23 protein-coding genes and 1 pseudogene are annotated in these 17,965 nt (G+C 61.7%); 8 read left to right on the top strand and 16 right to left on the bottom strand.

Annotated elements, in window-relative coordinates; all coding sequences use genetic code 11:
* Positions 1 to 301: 301 nt before the first annotated feature.
* Positions 302 to 823, bottom strand: coding sequence for a DUF4142 domain-containing protein (locus tag NKH04_RS10690; RefSeq protein ID WP_352539851.1), 522 nt, complete (start codon positions 821 to 823; stop codon positions 302 to 304).
* A gap of 288 nt (positions 824 to 1,111) precedes the next feature.
* Here NKH04_RS10690 and NKH04_RS10685 point away from each other — a divergent pair, with 288 nt between their 5' ends.
* Positions 1,112 to 1,342: a hypothetical protein gene (locus tag NKH04_RS10685; protein ID WP_353044335.1), complete on the top strand. Its 231-nt coding sequence runs from the start codon at positions 1,112 to 1,114 to the stop codon at positions 1,340 to 1,342.
* 72 nt (positions 1,343 to 1,414) lie between these two features.
* Here NKH04_RS10685 and NKH04_RS10680 read toward each other — a convergent pair whose 3' ends face one another.
* The gene (locus NKH04_RS10680) at positions 1,415 to 1,852 is read right to left on the bottom strand and encodes a hypothetical protein (protein WP_352539853.1); all 438 of its coding nucleotides are present in this window, start codon (positions 1,850 to 1,852) and stop codon (positions 1,415 to 1,417) included.
* A 182-nt stretch (positions 1,853 to 2,034) separates the two neighbouring features.
* Here NKH04_RS10680 and NKH04_RS10675 point away from each other — a divergent pair, with 182 nt between their 5' ends.
* On the top strand, positions 2,035 to 2,199 hold the full coding sequence (locus NKH04_RS10675; protein ID WP_352539854.1) for a DUF3309 family protein: 165 nt from the start codon (positions 2,035 to 2,037) through the stop codon (positions 2,197 to 2,199).
* 267 nt (positions 2,200 to 2,466) lie between these two features.
* On the opposite strand, the gene NKH04_RS10670 is transcribed toward NKH04_RS10675, so the two are convergent.
* Positions 2,467 to 2,664, bottom strand: a complete 198-nt coding sequence (locus tag NKH04_RS10670) for a hypothetical protein (protein ID WP_352449586.1) — start codon at positions 2,662 to 2,664, stop codon at positions 2,467 to 2,469.
* A gap of 501 nt (positions 2,665 to 3,165) precedes the next feature.
* Between NKH04_RS10670 and NKH04_RS10665 the strand changes: the two genes are divergently transcribed.
* Positions 3,166 to 3,897: a Crp/Fnr family transcriptional regulator gene (locus NKH04_RS10665; protein ID WP_352473082.1), complete on the top strand. Its 732-nt coding sequence runs from the start codon at positions 3,166 to 3,168 to the stop codon at positions 3,895 to 3,897.
* A gap of 169 nt (positions 3,898 to 4,066) precedes the next feature.
* Positions 4,067 to 4,594 carry a YciE/YciF ferroxidase family protein gene (locus tag NKH04_RS10660; RefSeq protein WP_352614258.1) on the top strand — a complete coding sequence of 176 codons (528 nt, stop codon included), beginning with the start codon at positions 4,067 to 4,069 and terminating at the stop codon, positions 4,592 to 4,594.
* Positions 4,595 to 4,717: 123 nt separating this feature from the next.
* Here NKH04_RS10660 and NKH04_RS10655 read toward each other — a convergent pair whose 3' ends face one another.
* Both NKH04_RS10655 and NKH04_RS10650 read right to left on the bottom strand, forming a co-directional pair.
* Positions 4,718 to 5,716 (bottom strand): ATP-dependent DNA ligase, encoded by a 999-nt coding sequence (locus NKH04_RS10655; RefSeq protein WP_353044334.1) that lies wholly within the window; start codon positions 5,714 to 5,716, stop codon positions 4,718 to 4,720.
* Between the two features lie 30 nt (positions 5,717 to 5,746).
* Positions 5,747 to 5,914, bottom strand: a complete 168-nt coding sequence (locus tag NKH04_RS10650; protein WP_352473079.1) for a hypothetical protein — start codon at positions 5,912 to 5,914, stop codon at positions 5,747 to 5,749.
* A gap of 226 nt (positions 5,915 to 6,140) precedes the next feature.
* On the opposite strand from NKH04_RS10650, the gene NKH04_RS10645 reads away from it, so the two are divergent.
* Both NKH04_RS10645 and NKH04_RS10640 read left to right on the top strand, forming a co-directional pair.
* Entirely contained in the window at positions 6,141 to 6,845 is a 705-nt protein-coding gene (locus NKH04_RS10645) for an MgtC/SapB family protein (protein ID WP_352473102.1), read from the top strand.
* 103 nt (positions 6,846 to 6,948) lie between these two features.
* On the top strand, positions 6,949 to 8,211 hold the full coding sequence (locus NKH04_RS10640; RefSeq protein ID WP_353044333.1) for a DUF763 domain-containing protein: 1,263 nt from the start codon (positions 6,949 to 6,951) through the stop codon (positions 8,209 to 8,211).
* 10 nt (positions 8,212 to 8,221) lie between these two features.
* Here NKH04_RS10640 and NKH04_RS10635 read toward each other — a convergent pair whose 3' ends face one another.
* From NKH04_RS10635 to NKH04_RS10610, 6 genes are all read right to left on the bottom strand, one after another.
* The gene (locus NKH04_RS10635) at positions 8,222 to 8,665 is read right to left on the bottom strand and encodes a PPC domain-containing DNA-binding protein (RefSeq protein ID WP_352686073.1); all 444 of its coding nucleotides are present in this window, start codon (positions 8,663 to 8,665) and stop codon (positions 8,222 to 8,224) included.
* Positions 8,666 to 8,689: 24 nt separating this feature from the next.
* Complete coding sequence (locus NKH04_RS10630) at positions 8,690 to 8,842, bottom strand: peptide ABC transporter permease (protein WP_352769229.1); 153 nt, start codon at positions 8,840 to 8,842, stop codon at positions 8,690 to 8,692.
* A 105-nt stretch (positions 8,843 to 8,947) separates the two neighbouring features.
* Positions 8,948 to 10,663, bottom strand: coding sequence for an HAD family hydrolase (locus tag NKH04_RS10625; protein ID WP_353044332.1), 1,716 nt, complete (start codon positions 10,661 to 10,663; stop codon positions 8,948 to 8,950).
* Between the two features lie 4 nt (positions 10,664 to 10,667).
* The gene (locus NKH04_RS10620) at positions 10,668 to 11,639 is read right to left on the bottom strand and encodes an SDR family oxidoreductase (RefSeq protein WP_352686079.1); all 972 of its coding nucleotides are present in this window, start codon (positions 11,637 to 11,639) and stop codon (positions 10,668 to 10,670) included.
* Positions 11,640 to 11,701: 62 nt separating this feature from the next.
* Entirely contained in the window at positions 11,702 to 12,799 is a 1,098-nt protein-coding gene (locus tag NKH04_RS10615; protein ID WP_353044331.1) for an FAD-dependent oxidoreductase, read from the bottom strand.
* Positions 12,796 to 13,071 carry a hypothetical protein gene (locus NKH04_RS10610; protein WP_353044330.1) on the bottom strand — a complete coding sequence of 92 codons (276 nt, stop codon included), beginning with the start codon at positions 13,069 to 13,071 and terminating at the stop codon, positions 12,796 to 12,798. The genes NKH04_RS10615 and NKH04_RS10610 overlap by 4 nt, the downstream gene beginning before the upstream one ends.
* A gap of 264 nt (positions 13,072 to 13,335) precedes the next feature.
* Between NKH04_RS10610 and NKH04_RS10605 the strand changes: the two are divergent.
* Positions 13,336 to 13,785 (top strand): annotated as a pseudogene (locus NKH04_RS10605) (cytochrome c3 family protein); the annotation flags it as partial.
* A 59-nt stretch (positions 13,786 to 13,844) separates the two neighbouring features.
* On the opposite strand, the gene NKH04_RS10600 reads toward NKH04_RS10605, so the two are convergent.
* The 4 genes from NKH04_RS10600 to NKH04_RS10585 all read right to left on the bottom strand — a co-directional run bounded on the left by NKH04_RS10600 (position 13,845) and on the right by NKH04_RS10585 (position 16,879).
* Entirely contained in the window at positions 13,845 to 14,132 is a 288-nt protein-coding gene (locus tag NKH04_RS10600; RefSeq protein ID WP_352449563.1) for a hypothetical protein, read from the bottom strand.
* A gap of 200 nt (positions 14,133 to 14,332) precedes the next feature.
* Positions 14,333 to 14,515 (bottom strand): hypothetical protein, encoded by a 183-nt coding sequence (locus NKH04_RS10595; protein ID WP_352473069.1) that lies wholly within the window; start codon positions 14,513 to 14,515, stop codon positions 14,333 to 14,335.
* An 84-nt stretch (positions 14,516 to 14,599) separates the two neighbouring features.
* Entirely contained in the window at positions 14,600 to 16,000 is a 1,401-nt protein-coding gene (locus tag NKH04_RS10590; RefSeq protein ID WP_353044328.1) for a phospholipase D family protein, read from the bottom strand.
* 63 nt (positions 16,001 to 16,063) lie between these two features.
* Positions 16,064 to 16,879, bottom strand: coding sequence for an endonuclease/exonuclease/phosphatase family protein (locus NKH04_RS10585; RefSeq protein ID WP_502899431.1), 816 nt, complete (start codon positions 16,877 to 16,879; stop codon positions 16,064 to 16,066).
* Positions 16,880 to 17,061: 182 nt separating this feature from the next.
* On the opposite strand from NKH04_RS10585, the gene NKH04_RS10580 reads away from it, so the two are divergent.
* Positions 17,062 to 17,472, top strand: coding sequence for a DUF427 domain-containing protein (locus tag NKH04_RS10580; protein ID WP_353044326.1), 411 nt, complete (start codon positions 17,062 to 17,064; stop codon positions 17,470 to 17,472).
* A gap of 31 nt (positions 17,473 to 17,503) precedes the next feature.
* Here the strand turns inward: NKH04_RS10580 and NKH04_RS10575 are convergent, their stop codons facing one another.
* On the bottom strand, positions 17,504 to 17,920 hold the full coding sequence (locus NKH04_RS10575) for an HD domain-containing protein (RefSeq protein ID WP_353044325.1): 417 nt from the start codon (positions 17,918 to 17,920) through the stop codon (positions 17,504 to 17,506).
* Positions 17,921 to 17,965 lie beyond the last annotated feature (45 nt).

Genomic DNA, 17,965 nt, shown 5'->3' with positions numbered 1-17,965 from the left:
CAAGGCCAGCAACATGAGTGCCGTAACATTTGCAAATATCTCGCCGTAGCGCATGAAGGCAGCCTGTCCCGTTCGGAAAGCGATTTCAGCCTGTGACAGCGGCGACCAGGACGGCGCCGAAAGCCGGCGCTACTATCCTTGACGCCCCGCGAACGCCGCCTTCCATTGGATCCTCCCCGAACAAGCCGGGTAAATAACGGCACTCTCGGTGCTTTGTTCCCGGCCGTGTGGCCGGACGACAACCGCGTCACACAGGCCGTGTGTGGGGCGGCCTTTCGTTTGCAAAAGGCACTCTTCGCACTCATTGATGTGCGGCAGCGAGGTCCTTGACGTGACGTTCGTGCATTTGCAGCACCGGCAGCGTCTTCTTGGCAAACTCCTTCATCGCCGGATCGTCGCCGGAATTCGCGTAAGCGGAAAACAGCGCCACCGCTTCTTTATGCGCCTGGGTCTGCATGTCGATATATTTCGATTGGAAACTGTCCCCGCTGGCCTCCTTGAGTTGGTCGAGCAGCGCTTGGTGCTTGGTGTCCAGCGACGGGCCGGCCGGCGCGGTGGCCGAAGTCGTCTGCCCCCTGCTGAGCGCCGCCTTGAAGTCCTCGCCGGCCTTGGTATGGTCCGTGACCATTTGCGCCGCGAAGGCCTTCACATCGTCAGCCGTCGCCTGCGTCTGCGCAAGTCGGCTCGATTCGATTTCAAATGTATTGGCGATGGGCACGGTCTTGACGAATGTCGCGGTGTCAACCTTGCTCATGGTGTCGGTCGTCAGCGGCGTCAGCGTCGCCGATTGGGCAAAAACAGCCAAAGGCGCGCCGGCCATCATCGCTGCCGCAGTGATGGATAGAAGCGTTTTCATGGGGGTTCTCCGAGGCTGATGTCATCCCTCCGATGGCTCAACGCGGAAGCTGCGACGAGGTTGCCTGGTCGCAGTGGCCACAGCCGCCGCGAGCCAAACAAATGATTTGGATAACACAAAAATACAAAAATAGAGGACGCCGGCTGGGTCCTGCAAAGTGCAACGCAACCCGTAGGACCGTACGGAATCGTACAAGCTCTTTCGCTTTGCCGCAGTCTTGCTATCGTCTGCCGGGACAGATGGGTGGAGGCTTCCGTGGGGCAGATCAAGTCGCCGCTTGGAATCGGTATTGATACCGACAAAGCCGTTCATATCGTCATGGCCGACTACAATTCGGGCGACATTCTCTCGACCACTGTCGTCATAGCCGATTTGCGCAAACGCTTTCCCTGGTTCCGGCAAACCGACGAGGAACTGGTTGGCTTCATCGTTCGGGCGCTGGACGGTCGGGATATCGCGGTCAGCTTCGCCCACCGCTGCCGTTAGACGGCCGACTTTCAATACAGCTGCGGAGCGTACGCTCCGCAGCCTCATCACAGACTATGATAAACCGGGCGCTTACTTGCCGCAGTGGTTGTCGTTCACCGTCGGCGCCATCGTGCCCGGAGACTTGCCGGTCGCGTCGGGCAGAGCCCCCTGCGGGCCTGGTGGGCAATTCCGGTCGGCATTCGAATTCGTCGTTGAGAAATCGCGAATGCTGTTGGTGATGGTCGAATCCGTGCCGGTGTCAGGGCCGCCATTATCCGGGACTACTATCGTCCGCCCGCTGCCGTCGGCAGCAGCTCCGGAGGGATCGCCGACGTTCTGGGCCATCGCTGACGTGGCCAGACCGATCGTAAGCGCCGAAGCTGCGAGAATTTTCGTGAGCATGATGCTTCTCCTTTTTACGAGGGTCGTCGCGTTGCGACTACGAAAACAACCGTTCGGGCGGGCGAAGGTTCCGACAAATTCCCCATGAATTTCAGCATGTTCTTGGGTGTTCAAGGCGGCCGCCATGCCATTCTCCGCGGGCATGCATCTGTGGACTTTTCTGACGGCCCGGCCCGGTATTTTGCTCGCCGCATGAGCGTACGCCTTACCGTCCGCCGGAACAGGAATGCTCCTTGTGAGTTCATACCTTTGTACAATGCGACGCGCTGATGCGAATGGCGGCAGCGCAAACAAGGAGAGCAGACATCATGGGCCTTGGAACCATTCTCATCATCATCTTGGTCCTTGCCTTGCTTGGCGGCTTCAGCGGCTTGGGCGGCGGACCGTTCTATGGCACCGGCTATTACGGTGGTGGCGGCCTCGGCTTGGTGCTGCTTATCGTCATTGTCCTGGTCCTGCTTGGGCGCATTTGATGCATGTCGTGCAAAAGTGTGCAGCGGTTTTGTGATAACGACATGCATAAAACAGGAAGCTAAAGCGCGTCGCATGAGGCCGGCCAAACGCGACACGCGTTAGTGTCACGCTCGCGACAAAAAACGCCTGCCGCTTGGTAATTAGCGCCGGGCGTTTTGTCGTGAAAAGACTAGATTTCCAAGATCCTTGGCAAACCGGGACCCTGGCTAGAAAGGGCGACTCGGTGCCGAACCTTTCGGCGCCGAGGACGCCACCATAGCAGCAGCTTATTGTTGGCGATCGGCGGCCAGCGCTTCTTTCAGATCGGCGTTGAGCACACCCTCGTTGAACAGCGACATGATACGGGCTGCCAACCGCTCGCGGACAGGACTGTCGTCCGCAACACCCAACTCGCGGCAGCAGTCGTCGAGCGCTTTTCTCAGCACGCTCAGTTCGGCTGGAGTTGCTGCACCTTGCATCGGCATGCCATCCTCCCTTGAAAAGGGCGAAAGCGCGAAGCGTCTTTCAAGCGTCCACTCGCCGTGCCTGTGTGGACGACTCCAATTCAATTAGCGCCGCTCTCGTCCAAACTCAATGTACGGAAATTACCAAGCAGACAGTTTGGGAACGACTGCCTTGCACCTGCATTGTTGCTGCGATCCAACCCACCCCTCATTTGGATCACTGGGCGTAGCCCACGACGCCCGAATGGAGCCCGTTGCATCCCTCGCGACGGGCTCTTTTCGAGCCCGGCGATCTCAATTGTCGTTTTCGTACCAAACCGACTTTGGTACGTTTCCAACTCTAACTTTCAATCGGATGTTTTCGTAGGCAAGCGGCAGGAGAAACTGCCGTGCATCGATTCATTTTTTTATTTAGTAGGCTCCATACCTTTCAGTGCTTATATAAGCGTTATCGTCCGCAGGTTATACCGGGCGCGGACGGCTGGGAGATAAAAAGGCTCTTGCCCTGTTTTGGGCCCAGCTATGTCTGATCCAGCAAATTCCAATAAAAATCCGTACAAAAACAAGCTGTTGCGCCGAATGAGCGCCGGCGATTTCGCATCTCTCGAGCCGCACATCGAGCGCTGTTCGCTGGAGTTACGGCAATCGCTCGAAGTGTCCGGATCGCCGATCGAGGCCATTTATTTCCTTGAGGACGGCATCGGTTCGGTGGTTGCGAAAATGCCGAACGGCAGCGATGCGGAAGTTGGCCTTGTCGGCTTGGAAGGTATGACCGGCTCGGCCCTGATAATGGGCGACGACCGTACGGTCCATGATTGCTATGTGCAGCTGGCGGGAGAAGCTGCCAGGATCGACGCCGAGCCGTTCAAGGCGGCGCTGACGCAAAGCCCGACGCTGCGGCTGTTCTTGCTGCGCTACGTGCAATATCTGCATGTCCAGACTGGCTATACCGCGCTGGTCAACGCGCGATCGAAACTTGAAGACCGGCTGGCGCGCTGGCTTCTCATGTGTGACGATCGGGTGGATGGCGGCCGGCTGACGATCACGCACGAATTCCTGTCGATCATGCTTGGCGTAAGGCGCCCGGGTGTAACGGTCGCGCTGCAGCTGCTCGAGGGGCGAGGGCTCATCCGGTCCCGCCGCGGCGAAATTATCATCCGCGATCGCGATGGTCTCGTCGCACTGGCGGATGGCGGCTACGGCCTGGCCGAGGCCGAATATACCCGCCTGGTCGAGCATATCGGCGAGCGCTGACGGCGCTTTTCTGGCCGATTGCTGCCGCAGGTCGAAGGCCCCTGCGACACCACACGGCGGGTCGGAAAAATTTGCAAAGCTGCCGGACCGTCAGGGAACTTGTTTCCTGTCGGAGGGTTATCGGACGCCTCCACTTTGCGAGGCGGCACCAACCATTCGGGAGAGGATCATGGCGACTACGAAAAAGGCCGCGAAGGCGGCAAGCAAGGGCCTTGAGGATCTGTTCCTCGACGGGCTCAAAGACCTCTACTACGCCGAGAAGAAGATACTGAAAGCGCTGCCCAAAATGGCCAAGGGCGCGGAGTCGGAAGAAGTGACCGCCGCTTTCGAGAAACACCGCATGGAAACCGAAGGACATGTCGACCGCCTCGAGGAGGTGTTCGACAAATTCGGCAAGCCGGCCCGCGGCAAAACCTGTCCGGCGATTGACGGCATCATCGAAGAGGGCTCGGAAATGCTCGAGGAGTATAGTGGTGCTCCCGCGCTCGACGCCGGGCTTGTCGGTGCGGCGCAAGCCGTCGAGCATTACGAGATCGCTCGCTACGGCACTTTGATCGCGTGGGCGGAAGAACTCGGCAAGAGCGACGTTGTCGAGCTGCTCAGGGCAACTCTCAAGGAAGAGGTCGCGACCGACGAAGCGCTTTCCAAGCTCGGCGAAAGCGGCGTCAACGAACGCGCCATGCAGGAAGCTGCCTGATTTCAAAACCGCAACCGAGCCTTGGTTGCCAAGGCTCGGTTGGCCGCGGCGAACCGGTGAAATTCTGCATTGGTCCGTCATGAACGGGCAGCAAGCGCCTTGAAGCGGTGCCTCGGATCGGACTTACTCGATCTGCTCGAACGTGCATTGCCGCGGCTCCTTGTCCGGCCGCCAGCGCAACAGCTTGGTTCCGTGCCGGAACCGGTCGCCTGTCACATGGTCGAACCGAACCTCGACCACCAGTTCAGGCTTTGTCGGTTCCCATTGTCCGCTCCGCTCCGTGCTCCAGCGGCTTGGTCCGCCCGGCGCCTTGCCGGTGAAACCTGGTTTGGCCCGCAGTTTTTCCAGCCGTCTGGTCAGCGCCGCCCTGTCGTTCTTGCCGATGGTCGAAGTGAATCCGACATGATCCAGCCTGCCTTCGTTATTGTAGAGGCCAAGCAGCAGAGATCCGACTTCGTTGCTGCCGGCGAGATAGCGAAAGCCGCCGACCACGCAATCCGCAGTGCGCAGCCGCTTGACCTTGACCATGGCGCGCTCGCCGGGCCGGTATGGCTCGGCGATCAGTTTTGCAACAACACCGTCGGTCGAGCCGTGGCCGGCGCCCTGCAGCCAGCGCTCGGCGGTGGCGGCGTCGTGCGTATATTTGGACAGGTGCAGTTGGGGCCGTGCCGCCGACGCGACAAAGGCCTCAATCGCCTGCCTCCTGGTGGTGAGAGGCTCTTCGATGATGATCCTGCCGCCGGGTTCGGCCAGCATGTCGAACAGGACCAGCATGGCAGGCGTCTCGAGGCTCAACTTGCGGATCCTGCTTTCGGCGGGATGAAGGCGCATTTGCAGGGCCTCGAACGAGGACGATCCGTCGACCTCGATGACAATCTCGCCGTCGGCAACAAACCGTCGCGAGCTCACATCGCGCAGCACCGCGACCAGTTCGGGAAAATAGCGGCCAAGCCGCTTGCCCGATTTTGCACGCAGATCGACGGCATCGTCGCCCTTGAACACGAGGCAGCGAAACCCGTCCCATTTCGGCTCGTATTGCCAAAGCCTGTCGCCGCCAGGGATTGCATCGGCGGCTTTGGCTTCCATCGGACGAAGGTCGAGCGGCAACGGAAATGCGGTCATGGCTGGTCCGCGCCGCCGCTACGGCATTCGCTACCGCCGTCGGCCATTCCTCTGTGCCCCGCTTTGCCGCCTCGGCGCCTTGCGGCCGGCTTGGTCGGCTGAAGGCGACAGCGGATCGACCTCGTCGGTCCCGCCGATCTCCTTGGTGATGCGATAGGCCAGATAAGCGACGGCTCCAGCAAGCAGCAAGCGGACCATGACTGCAAATCCTTCGTTGGCGTGAACCCACCAACCCCCAGGCCGAAGGTTTTGTTCCGCCGCTGCCAATCGCCGGGGTGAATCGTCGGCGGCGCAACCAAAATCCAAGCGCATCGTTTGTTGCTCATCGACGAAAAGAATTTGCGATGAAGACGCTCTTGCCCTTGTTCGCTTTGACCCTGGCGCTATTCCTGGCCAGCAGCGCTTGGCCTGACGGGTGACCGCGATGCTCCTCGTTGTTCCGGTCTGGCAGGACATCGCGGCACGACTGCTTCTGACCGCGCTCGCCGGCCTGTTGATAGGCCTCAACCGCGAGGCGCGCGGGCACGCGGCGGGGCTACGCACCACCGTGCTGGTCGGATTGGCCGCCGCCATCACAATGATCCAGGCCAGTATTCTGCTCGAGACCGTTGGCAAGCACCCGGATTCGTTTGCATCGATGGACGTCTTGCGCTTTCCGCTGGGCGTGTTGACCGGCGTCGGCTTTATCGGCGGTGGCGCCATTCTTCGCCGCGGCAATCTTGTCAGCGGCGTCACCACGGCGGCCACGTTGTGGGTGATGACGGCGATCGGATTGGCTTTCGGTGGTGGCCAATACGGCTTGGGCGCGGCCGGCACGGCGCTGACGCTGGCCACCTTGCTGGTCCTGAAATGGGTGGACCTTCGAATGTCGCGCGAACACCATGCCCAGTTGGCACTGACCTGGAAGGCCGCAGCCCGACAGGAACTCGATACGATGATCGGGCCGCTTGGCTACCGGGCACGCCTCGTCGCGATAGAGAGGCGCCCGGATCTCAAAGACCCTGTTTTCTCGTTCGAGATCAGTTGGAGGCGGCCGGACACTGGGGCACCGCCAATGGATCTGCTGGAATCGGTGGGCGAGCATTGCGAGATCCAGAAGTTTGATCTCCTCAGCGAACCTGCCCGCTAGCTGGCGGCTTGCAACGATCGCGGCCTGAATCAGGCCATAGCTTCTCCACACCCCTTTCGATACCTATCTGTCGAGGCAGGACTCAAGGAGCAAGCAAAAGACCGTGGCACAGCGATCGGGAAGTGCTGATCTCCCACTTCACGGCGGGCGCGTACCGAAATGGCTCGGCGACCGCATGACGCGGCTTGGCGCGGTCATGTGCGAGGCGATCATCCACCATTACGGCCGCGATGAATTGCTGCGCCGGCTGGCGCATCCGTTCTGGTTCCAGTCTTTTGGCGCCGTGATGGGGATGGACTGGCATTCCTCCGGCATCACCACCAGCGTCGTCGGAGCGTTGAAGCGCGGTCTGTCGCCGCTCTCCGGCGAGCTCGGCATCCACGTTTGCGGCGGCCGCGGCGCGCATTCGCGCAAGACCCCGCACGAGCTTGCCCTGATCGGCGAGCGTGTCGGCCTCGACGGGCAAGGCCTCGCGACTGCCAGCCGGCTTGTCGCCAAGGTGGACAGCGCCGCGGTCCAGGACGGTTTCGATCTCTATCTGCACGGCTTTATCGTCACCGACGACGGCAAGTGGGTGGTGGTGCAGCAGGGCATGAACGGCGACAGCAAGGTGGCGCGCCGCTATCACTGGCTGTCCGAAGGCCTGAAGAGCTTTGTCGACCAGCCGCATGCTGCCATCGAGGGCGCCAATCAGGGCGAGATCGTCAACCTGACCGACCGCCGCGCCGAAGCGTCGCGCCAGGGACAACTGGACCTTCTGCACGGCCTTGGACCGGATCGCATCGTGAGGGAGCTTGCCGCTTTGGAGCGGGGTTCGGCGCCAGCGCCGGAGCCGGCACAAAAGCTGCTGCCGCATCTGGTGATGCCGGCGCACCACGATGTGCGCGAAAGCGATGTCGTCATGCGCCGCCTGCACGGCAACATCGCCGCGGCGGCCGAGCGCGGCCCGACAGATTTCGCCGGGCTTCTCCTCGTGCCCAATGTCGGCGCGCGCACGGTGCGGGCGCTGGCGCTCGTCGCCGAAGTCGTGCATGGCGCGCCGTGCCGTTTTTCCGATCCAGGCCGTTTCTCGCTGGCGCATGGCGGTAAGGACAGGCACCCGTTCCCCGTGCCGCTGAAGGTCTATGACGAGACGATCGGCGTGCTGAAGTCGGCTGTCCAGAAGGCCAGGCTCGGCCGTGACGAAGAGATCGGCGCGTTGCGGCGGCTGGACGACCAGTCGAGGCAGGTCGAGCGCTATGTCACCGGCCCAAGCCTGAAGGAAATAGTCGCCGGGGAGTTCGAGCAATCGCATCTGCTCGGCGGCCGCAGCGTCTTCGGTTGGGAGGTCGTACCCGAAACGGCCGCAGTCAAATCAACGAAGTGATCGGCTCGGATCAAGCCTCCAAGTCGATCAGGGCGACGCCGAGTTCGGGACGGTGCCTGCGGCGCAGATGGCCAGGCGTCTCCACCAATGTGACCTCGAGCGTCGGCCGCACGATGCCGTCCAGCAGATGACCGCCCCTCGTGGTGCCGTCACTCAATCCAAGGACTGCGTGGACGTGCAAGCTGGGCCTGCCGTCGTCGCCGATGGCAACATCGCCGATCGCGCTCAGCAGTTCACACTGTTCCCGGACGGGGATTTTCCGGTAGGTCCTTTCTCCAGGGTCGAACCAGCCGACGGTTGCACTTTCGAAAGCGCCGAGCGCGGTCAGCGACGCGCCGCCGACGCCACGGTCGACCGCAAATGACGTCAGCTGCGCAAACGCCTCTTCGCCGGGATCAAGCACAACGACGAACGTTCTCTGTCCGGCGCTTTCGGCGACAAGCTGTGATTTCATGATCTTGCTCCAGCCGTGAGGAATTCAAATCCACCAAACCAGCAATGCCAGCAAGACGAGACCCACCAGGCCGCCGATGAAAATGATCCGGCGCGCCCGCGTCCGCAGGATGATCTCGCCCTGCCGCGCCTGCTCCGCCGAAAAGACAGGACCATTCTTGTCCCGGTCGCTGCTCATCCATCGTCTCCTTCCGGGGCATTATTCGGCATTGAATGGATCTGGCGCCCGATAGAACACAATCTCGTTTGGCGGATGAGGTTCCACGGCGGGGCGCCGTTGCAGCTATTCCTTTGGCGCGGTGGCGGGCGCGGTATAGCGGCGGCGCACTGCGTCCAGGATGTGGTTGCGGCTCTCCTGCGCCGAAAGTGTGCCGTCTTTCTCCGCTTCGGCGGTTTCGCGCGCCAGTTCCTTGTCCCTGATCTGGTGGCGAAACCATTCGGAATAGTCGCCGGCGCGCAGATGATGTTCCCAGGTCCTGTCGTCGATGCCCTCGGCGATCTGGGCGAAAATCATCAGATTATGGGCGCGGAGGTTCATCGCATTGTCGGGGCCGCGGAAATAGAAGCTGCCCTTCTCGTCCAGCTGGCCCTCGGCATATTTGCGGCTGTGGCGCTTGAGCGACTGCCGCGGTTCGATCGGCTCGACCATGGCAGGTTTCTTGCACGCCTGCGGCCGCCAGAACAGCACGCGCTCGTCTTTTGGAGAGTTCAGGTCCTTGTCCTTTGGCGGTTCGGTGCCGGTCTCGTGACAGAACGTCTTGATGACCTTTTTCGCCTTGGGGCCGAGTGCGATGACGGCGGTGACCAGCCGCAATGCCTCGGTTGAGATCGCGTCCGGATGAACCGTGATCAGGATCGTGCCCGGCAATTCCATGGCCAGCACCATTGGCGTGTCGTCGCGCCGCTTCGGCAAGAGGTGATGCGCCTCGTCGATGATCAGCCAGTGTGGTCGTGCCGTGCGGAAGCGAACACCGCCAAGGCCCGGCAGCAGGTCGGCAAAGAAGTCCGGCCGCTCGTTAACGCGCAGCGCCAGGCCATTGACGACCAGATTGTTGTCCGGCTTCCCCAGGAGATCGAGCAGTTGCGTCTTCGTCGGCGCGTTCGAGCCGTCGCCCAGCCGGACGGCGCCTTCGAGGCCATCGTAGTCGCCTTCCGGATCGAAGATGCAGAACTGGAACTTTCTCTCGACGAAGCGCTCCGTCAGTGCGGTCGCCAGGGTCGATTTGCCGATGCCGGAGCTGCCGGCGATCAGCACCGTATCGGTTGGCGACAGATACACCTCCTTGCCATTCTCCGAGCCAAGCACAATGCCGTCGCGGCTCGGCACAAGCTCGCGATCGCGCTCCACCACCTTGGCGATCAGTTCCTCGACGCCTTTTCCGCGCGCGCCGCGTGTCACGAGATCCGCCGTATCCTTGACTGCCGGCAGTGCGTTGTCGACGGCCACGCTGAAGCCGCAGGCGCGCAGGAAGGCGTGGTCGTTTTCGGCGTCGCCGACACCGACGACGTTGTGCGGCGACAGTCTGAGGTCCTGAAGCGCGGCTGTCAGTCCGGTCGCCTTGTTGATGCCGCTGGGCAGGATCATCACCGCGCCCTTGTTGAAGATGATTTCCAGCTCCAGCCCCAATTTCTTGATGACCTCGAGCGCGGTAGCCTGATGCGGTTCCCAGGTTGCGACGATCGAGCGTCCGACCGAAAGCGGTTTGACACCGCGTTTCCTGAGTTTGGCGATGAACTCGGGGGCGGGCGGCGGAGATATCGTCCGCTCCTCCTCGCTGGCCGGCGTGTAGATCAGCGCGCCGTTTTCGGCGACCACCTTGTCGAAAATCGCGACTTCGGGAAAGACGCGCTTGAGGTCGGGCAGCTCGCGCCCGGTGACGAGAATGAGTTTGCGGCCGCTCTTCTTGAACCGTTCAAGCGCCGCAAGCGTCTTCTCGGCAACGATCCCTTCATGCGCCAGCGTGCCGTCATAGTCAGTGGCCAGGGCAATGAAATACATGCCGTCAATAGCCGCCCACGATCGGCAATATCTCGCCGGTGATGTAGCTCGAGCAGTGCGGCGAGGCGAGGAACACGTAGGCCGGCGCGATCTCCTCCGGCTGGGCCGGCCGTTTCATCGGCGTGTCAGCGCCAAATTTTGAAACATCGCCGGCTTCCTTGTCCGAGGGGTTGAGCGGCGTCCAAACCGGGCCTGGCGCCACGGCGTTGACCCTTATGCCCTTCTCGACAAGGTTGCCCGAGAGCGCGCGGGTGAAGGCATGAATGCCGCCCTTGGTCATGGAGTAATCGACCAGTTGCTTCGAGCCCTCGATGCCGGTCACTGAACCGGTATTGATGATCGCCGAACCGGGTTTCATGTGCGGCACGGCCTCCTGCGCCATGTGGAAATAGCCGTAGAGGTTGGTCTTCAGCGTCGTGTCGAAATGCTCCTCGGTCAGCTCGCTGAAATCGCTGGAGTGGATCTGGAAAGCGGCGTTGTTGACCAGCACGTCGATCCGCCCAAACTCCTGCACGATCTCAGCCACCGCGTTGTGGCAGTGGTTGCGTGCGCTGACGTCCGCCTTGATCAGGATGCAGCGCCGGCCTTCCGCTTCGACGGCCCTTTTGGTATCTCTGGCGTCCCTATCCTCCGAGAGATAGACGATCGCCACATCGGCGCCTTCACGCGCATAGAGCACGGCCACCGCACGGCCGATGCCTGAATCGCCGCCGGTAATGACGGCCACTTTGCCGTCGAGCTTTTTCGATCCGATATAGTACGGCGCATCGTAAAGCGGCGCCGGCTCGATCGCCCATTCATGCCCCGGCTTCGGCTGGTGCTGCTCGGGGAAGGGCGGCTCGGGATATTTGCGGGCACCGGCCTGCATGGCGCCTTTTTGCCTGCCATTGGATTTGGACTTGTCCTTCTCGTCGATCCGGCGCTGGATGTGCCGTTGCTTGGCGGCCTCGCCGGCGACTTCCGATTTCATCTGCATGGTCATCTCCCTGGCTTGAAACCCAACAACGCATGTCCGGCGAAAAGGTTTATGCGACCACGTCATTCCTTGAGCCCGGCGACACGCTCCAGCAGCGGCCGTTGCAGCAGCGGCAGATGGCCGACGACGCTGAAGGCCGCGTTTCTGACGCCTTGCATGATGCCGTTGTCCGATTGGGCCACCGAGAGGATGCGCTCGCTGAGCGTGATCCACCGTTGCCCCACCGGGTGGCGTTCGCTTGTGTAGCCGGCAAGCGTGCCGTCGACGAAACGCCTGGCGAATGACGCGGCATCCTCGATGCCGAGATTCATGCCGCGCGCCCCTAACGGCGAATGCACATGCGCGGCATCGCCTCCCAGCAAGACGCATGCGGTTTGATAGCGCGGTGCCTGTCGTACCGGAATATGGAAGCGGTCGGCCCGCAACAACCGCGTGATCCGGTAATTGCCGGGGATGCGCGCCAACGCATCCTCGCTGTTTGAAACCGCGCGATAGCGCTTCTCGCCGATCGGGATGATGAAACCGACGTCGCCGTTCCTGTGAAGAAATGCGTGGGCGGCCATCGGCTCATAGGGCCAATCGTCGATGTCGGCGTCGGCAATGCTCCATTGCCGCCGATGCGTGTAGCCATCGAAGCCGATGCCCATGGCATCACGCACCGTGCTTTGCGCACCGTCGGCTCCGAAGACAAGGTCGAAACTTGCCTCGTCACGGCCGTCTGGCGCCTCGATCCGCACCTCGGCCCGGCCTTTGTGCTCGGCCATGCTGACAAATGTGCTTCGCCATTCGACGTCGATGCCAAATCCCTTGAGCGTATCGGTCATCAGCGATTCGGTGTCGCGCTGCGGCAGCGACAGCAGGAAATTATGGCGGTGCGGCAGGATCGAGAAATCGATCTCGCCGAGCGCTCGTCCTTCGAAGTAGAAACGGGCTCGGCGAATTTTCAATCCTTCGGCGAGCAATCGGGCAGCGACTTTGGACGGTTCAAGGATGTCGAGGCTGTGCGAACTGATGCCGACCGCCTTGGCGAGTGGCGTGGGGCCTTCCTTGCGGTCGATGATGCGAGGTGCAATGCCGCGCCTTGCCAGTTCGACTGCCGCCGTCAGCCCGGTCGGGCCGGCGCCGACGATCAGGATGGAAGCGTCCCGCGAAGCCGTCATCGTCGGGCGTCAGCTTTTTGGCAGTGCGTAGGCAATGATGTCGTCGCCGATCCTGGTCTCCATGAAATGGTGGCGCCGGGTGCAAGGGTCGCCAGCCAGGTCAGGATATAAAGCCATACACCGGCGGCATTGCCGGCAAGCAGCAGGCTGCCGGCGGCCAGCAGGGCGATCCCGGCGGGCAGATAGTGCCAGGATCCGCACAGCGCGATCAGCCAGGCACCGCCCCCTCCGATCAGCAGGCCGAGGATCGTCAGCAGCGCGCCGACGAACATCGTCCACCAGAGGGCAACGCCGGACCGGCTGCGAATGGGATGGGGGGGTGGGGGATGGTCATGATGCCTATCCGGGTGAAACAGAACGTGACCTCATCCGAACGCACGGAGGGTTAGATGGTTTCCGGTCAGCCCGACCAGATGGGCCAGGGCGGGGTAACCATTCTGTGATCTCCGCTGCCCCAGCCGGAACTTACCCACGCAGCCGCAGTTAGGCACTTTGCGGGGTGAATACGGTTTGCTGGATGCGAAATCGGCGAGGGAATGCCGCAGGTCTTTTCAAGGAGCGCCAACGGCATTTCACGCTTCGCTCTGTGGGGCGCGTGTTTCATGGCGATCTTTGCGGCTCTCGGCGGCACCGCCATCCTGCGTTCGGACTTCGTCACCGGCGTTGGCCGGCCGTTGGCGCAACCAGTGCCGTTCAGCCACAGGCACCATGTCGGCGAGCTTGGCGTCGATTGCCGTTATTGCCATAGCGGCGTCGAGACTTCGTCATCGGCGGGTCTGCCGGCGACCGAGGTGTGCATGACCTGCCATTCGCAGCTTTTCACCAACGCGGACATGCTGGCGCCGGTACGGGCAAGCGTTGCCTCCGGGCAGCCATTGCAGTGGCAGCGGGTGAACAGTGTCCCCGACTTCGTCTATTTCAATCATTCGATCCATATCGCTAAAGGCGTCGCCTGCGAGACGTGCCATGGCGAGGTCGACGACATGATCGGACAATAGGCCGAAGCGGCGCACCTCGTGATGCCTTGCCTGCACTCGGACCGGCCTCATACGGCCCGCTTTTGCCCGGCCGCCAGCGTAGAAATCTTTTGGCCGTGGCCGTTGAGTTGCCGGGCCTCGTCCTCGGCTGCGTCTTCAAGCTTGGCGACGAGCAGGTCCTTGAGGTCGCCGACCTCTTCCTCGATGTCTTCGATGGGTACGCCGGCATCGGCAGCCTCTTCCTTGCATTCCCTGGCGAGGATTTCCGCCTCCCTTTCAAGCTTGATCGGAGGCGGCGGCACATGAACGTTTTCGTGGATCCAGTCCTGCAAGAATTCTATCGCACTATCACTCATGGCGCTCACCTATAGCGGCAACCTGTAGTGCACATTAACGTACGTGCTGCAAAATGGATGCTTGGCAACGCCGGATTTCGAATAGCGATACTTGACGATAGCGTGATCGCCCTAAGGGCTAGAGCTTCTGCAGCCAAATGGGATTATCGGCGTCGCGGAAATGCGGCTAGCCAGACAGTTGGAGCGGGATCATTCTGCCCTTAGGACGTGTTGCGCCGCCGCGCCGGTGCTGCTCGATTAGGATCGCCTGACGGCCGAACATCGTCATCCGCAGCAGCCGGTCGTGCCGGCCACTCGGCGGCGCGGTCGGCGCGCATTTTGCGTTTATGCGCCATCCAGAACGGCAAGAGCTCAGCAAGAAAACTGTATATCGTGGTCTTCATCGGCATGCTCCGGACACGGGTTACAACTCGTGATCCCCGAGTTCCGTTCCGACAAAGAGTTGCGTTCCGACAAATCCGTCACTTCTACAACTGCGATTCGATCGGCAGGCACCCAACCAGCGCTGCAACGATGCGCCGATAGAGACTGGCCTCCGGTTCACGCGAATATTGCCGCATCTCGCCATCCGCCATGCCGAGCCACCGCAAGGCGCCTTTGTCCAGGACCAGCTGATAGCTCGTCTGCGGTGACTTTTCGTGCTCGAACAGCCGGCGCAACTCCATCACCAGATTGGTATCATGGAAAAGCACGCCCATTTCCGCATTCAACGACACCGAACGCGGATCGAAATTGAAGGAGCCGACAAACCCGAGCCTATCGTCGACCGTGAAGGCCTTGGTGTGGAGGCTGGCTCCCTTTGAACCGAAAACGGAGATGTTGGCCTGGCGGTCGAAGGGCTGCAATTCGAAAAGCTGGATACCTTTTTTAAGCAGCTTGCGGCGGCATTTGGCATAGGCGCCGTGCACGGCGGCGACGTCCGTCGCGGCGAGCGAGTTGGTCAGGATTGCAACCTCGGCGCCACGATCCACCAGCTTCGACAGGATGGCCAACCCGGTGCGGCTGGGGATGAAATAGGGCGAGACAATTTCGAGGCGCTGCCTGGTCGCCGCGATAGCGGGAAGCAGCTCTTTGGTCAGCCAGTTCCTGCGCCTTTTGCCGCGCACCTTTTCCGGCGGATCGGAAATGACGCGAACGTCTTTGGTCCAGCAGACGTCGCTGTGCGCTGCAACGAACTCCGTGATCGTGCGCCAGGCACTGAGGCTGTTCAAAAGCTGGCCGTCTGCTGTCGCATCGAGATTGTCGAGGAAATCGGCGCGCGAGACCACCGCAGCCGGGTTGAGCAGCTGGATCGGCTTTGCCGCCTCGCAATTCCAGAACGCCTCGAATATCTGCATCGTCTGCCCTACGGCAGGACCGAGAAGCAACAGGTCGAGATCGCGAAAATTCGTCTCCGCAGCGTCGAAATAGGCATCGCCGATATTTCTTCCGCCGACGATGGCCAAGCCCTCATCGGCGATCCAGGCCTTGTTGTGCATGCGGCGGGTCATCGCAAACAGCCGGGCGACCATCTCCAGCGTGCGAAAGATGCTGCCGTTCCTCATGCCGCTGGGGTTGAACAGCCTCAGCTCGATGTTCTTGTAGCTGTTGAGCGCCAGGTAAGCAGCGTCGCTGTTGCGCGGATTGATATCGTCCAGCAGCATGCGGACGCGGACACCGCGCTCCGCCGCCTTGACGACCTCCTGCATCAGCAGCCGGCCGCTATGGTCGTCGTGCCAGAGATAGTACATCAGGTCGAGGCTGCTTGTGGCACCGCGCGCGGCAAGGATTCGCGCGGCAAACGCGTCATAATTGTCGGCGATCAGCAGCAGCCCGCTATTGCCGGCAGCGATCTTGTCCCGGGCAAACCGCGAGATGGCTGTATCCATGAAGTGCACCGATAAACATCAGCGAAGCAAACCGTCTGAAATCTGACTAACAACCCTTCAGGTTCATTCTGGTTGCAGCCGCGGCTGCCGTATCGCGTCCAGGTTCAGCCGGGCCTTGATCGGCAGATGATCGGAAGCCCGCTGCGCCAGCGGCGTCTTGTGCACCTCGATGCTGGAAATCAGGTGCGGCGGCCTGGCTAGGATGCGGTCGAGCGCAAACAGCGGAAAGCGCGACGGAAAGCTCGGCAGAACCGCATCGATCGGACCGAAATGCGGCAGCAGGGCCAGCAGCGAAGACCTGTTGCGGACGCGCCATTCGTTGAGGTCGCCGAGCAGGATTGTTGGCCGCAGAACCGGGTGCGTGGCTTCGACCAGCGCGTTGGCCTGCTGCGAGCGCGACCGCCGCAGCAAGCCGAAATGTGCGGCTATGATCCGGAGGGAGACGCCCTTCAGTTCCAGGTCCGCGATAACCGCACCGCGCGGCTCGAGGCCGGGCAGCCGGATCTGGTTCACGCTTTCGACCACGCCGCGGCGTGCCAGGATCAGATTTCCGTGCCAGCCATGGCTGCGGCGGTTTTCCGGGACATGGGTGGGGACGAGGTCGCTGTCCCGCTCGAGCGCTGCGAGATCCAGCAAACCCTGCCTGCTTCCGGTTCTTTCGTCGGCCTCCTGCAAAGCAATGATGTCGGCGTCGAGTTCCTTAACCACGGCCGCGACCCGCTCCGGATCGAACCTGCCGTCGGTGCCGACGCATTTATGCACGTTGTAGGATGCGACCGTGGTGCACGAAATTTCATTGCCGGGTACCGTAAACCGCGGCACTTCCCTTCGCAGCGCAGCGCCAAGCGACCTTGGAAGGGTAGGCGATCGATCCAGCATGTTATCCATTTGCTGTTGAGTCGGTGAGTGGCGGCCATTGCGATTATGGCGCGTGCGGAGGTCTGAAACAACGACGACCTTGCAGAACCGTTCCACCATCCGGGCTCGGCGCGCCGGCGGTCTGGAACCCTGACGGGCAACAACACGTTTCGGAAATGCAGCGCAGTCAACGGAGAAGTCGAATGCAGTCCTTAGCCGCAGATTCCGCCCCCCGCCCAGGCCCGCTCAGGATTGTCCCGTTCGATGGAACCGTGACCGTCCGGTTCTCCGATGCCATTATTGCGTCGAGCGAGCGGGCAAAGCTGCTCTATGAAGACGGCCATGATCCTGTTTTCTACATACCCTTCGAGGACATCTATTTCGACCTCTTGGAGAAGACGAACACGACGAGCCACGGCCCGCTGAAGGGCACGGCAAGCTATTGGCGTGTTCATGCGGTCGGTTCGTCGGCAGAAGACTTCATGTGGGCCTACGAGACGCCCGACACCCCGGCATTGGCGATCGCCCGCCACGGTGCGTTCGATCCCGGCAGGGCGCGGATCGAGGCCGATCCCGCGGAAGACAAGCGGCACACACCGCACGTCACCGAGTAGACCCACATCGGCGACAGCCGCCAGCGGTCCGTCAGCTCGCGAACTCTTCTCTGAGGATGCGCAGGCCGTCTTCGTATTTCGCCGTCGAGGCCCCGATCTGCCGTGCCTGCCATAGATTGTCGGCAAGATCGGCGCGCTTGACAGGCAACGCCAGCGGGTTGGCCGCAGCCCTGCGAACGAACGCGGCATCGTCCTCGTTCGGCAGCCGCGTCATGGCGTCGACGGCAGACACGATGGACGGCCCGAACCCGGCCGCCTCAAGCCGGTCGCGGTTCCAGCCGTCGCCTTTTTCGATGACGTCGTGAAGATAGGCGATAGCTTTCTGGTCGAGCGTTTCGACGGCATCGACGAGCCGGCGGCAATGTTCGATATAGGGCCGCCCTGTCTTGTCAGACTGTCCGGCATGGGCCTGTTCGGCGATTTTCGCTGCGCGATAAAGCACGCTCATTGGGTCGACCCCGTAACGAACAGCGCATGTCCTGGCTAACGCGCC

Source organism: Mesorhizobium sp. M1365 (assembly GCF_040317865.1).
Taxonomy (GTDB): Bacteria; Pseudomonadota; Alphaproteobacteria; order Rhizobiales; family Rhizobiaceae; genus Mesorhizobium.
Note: the sequence above shows the minus strand (reverse complement) of the source record. Positions and strands in the feature narration are given on the sequence as shown.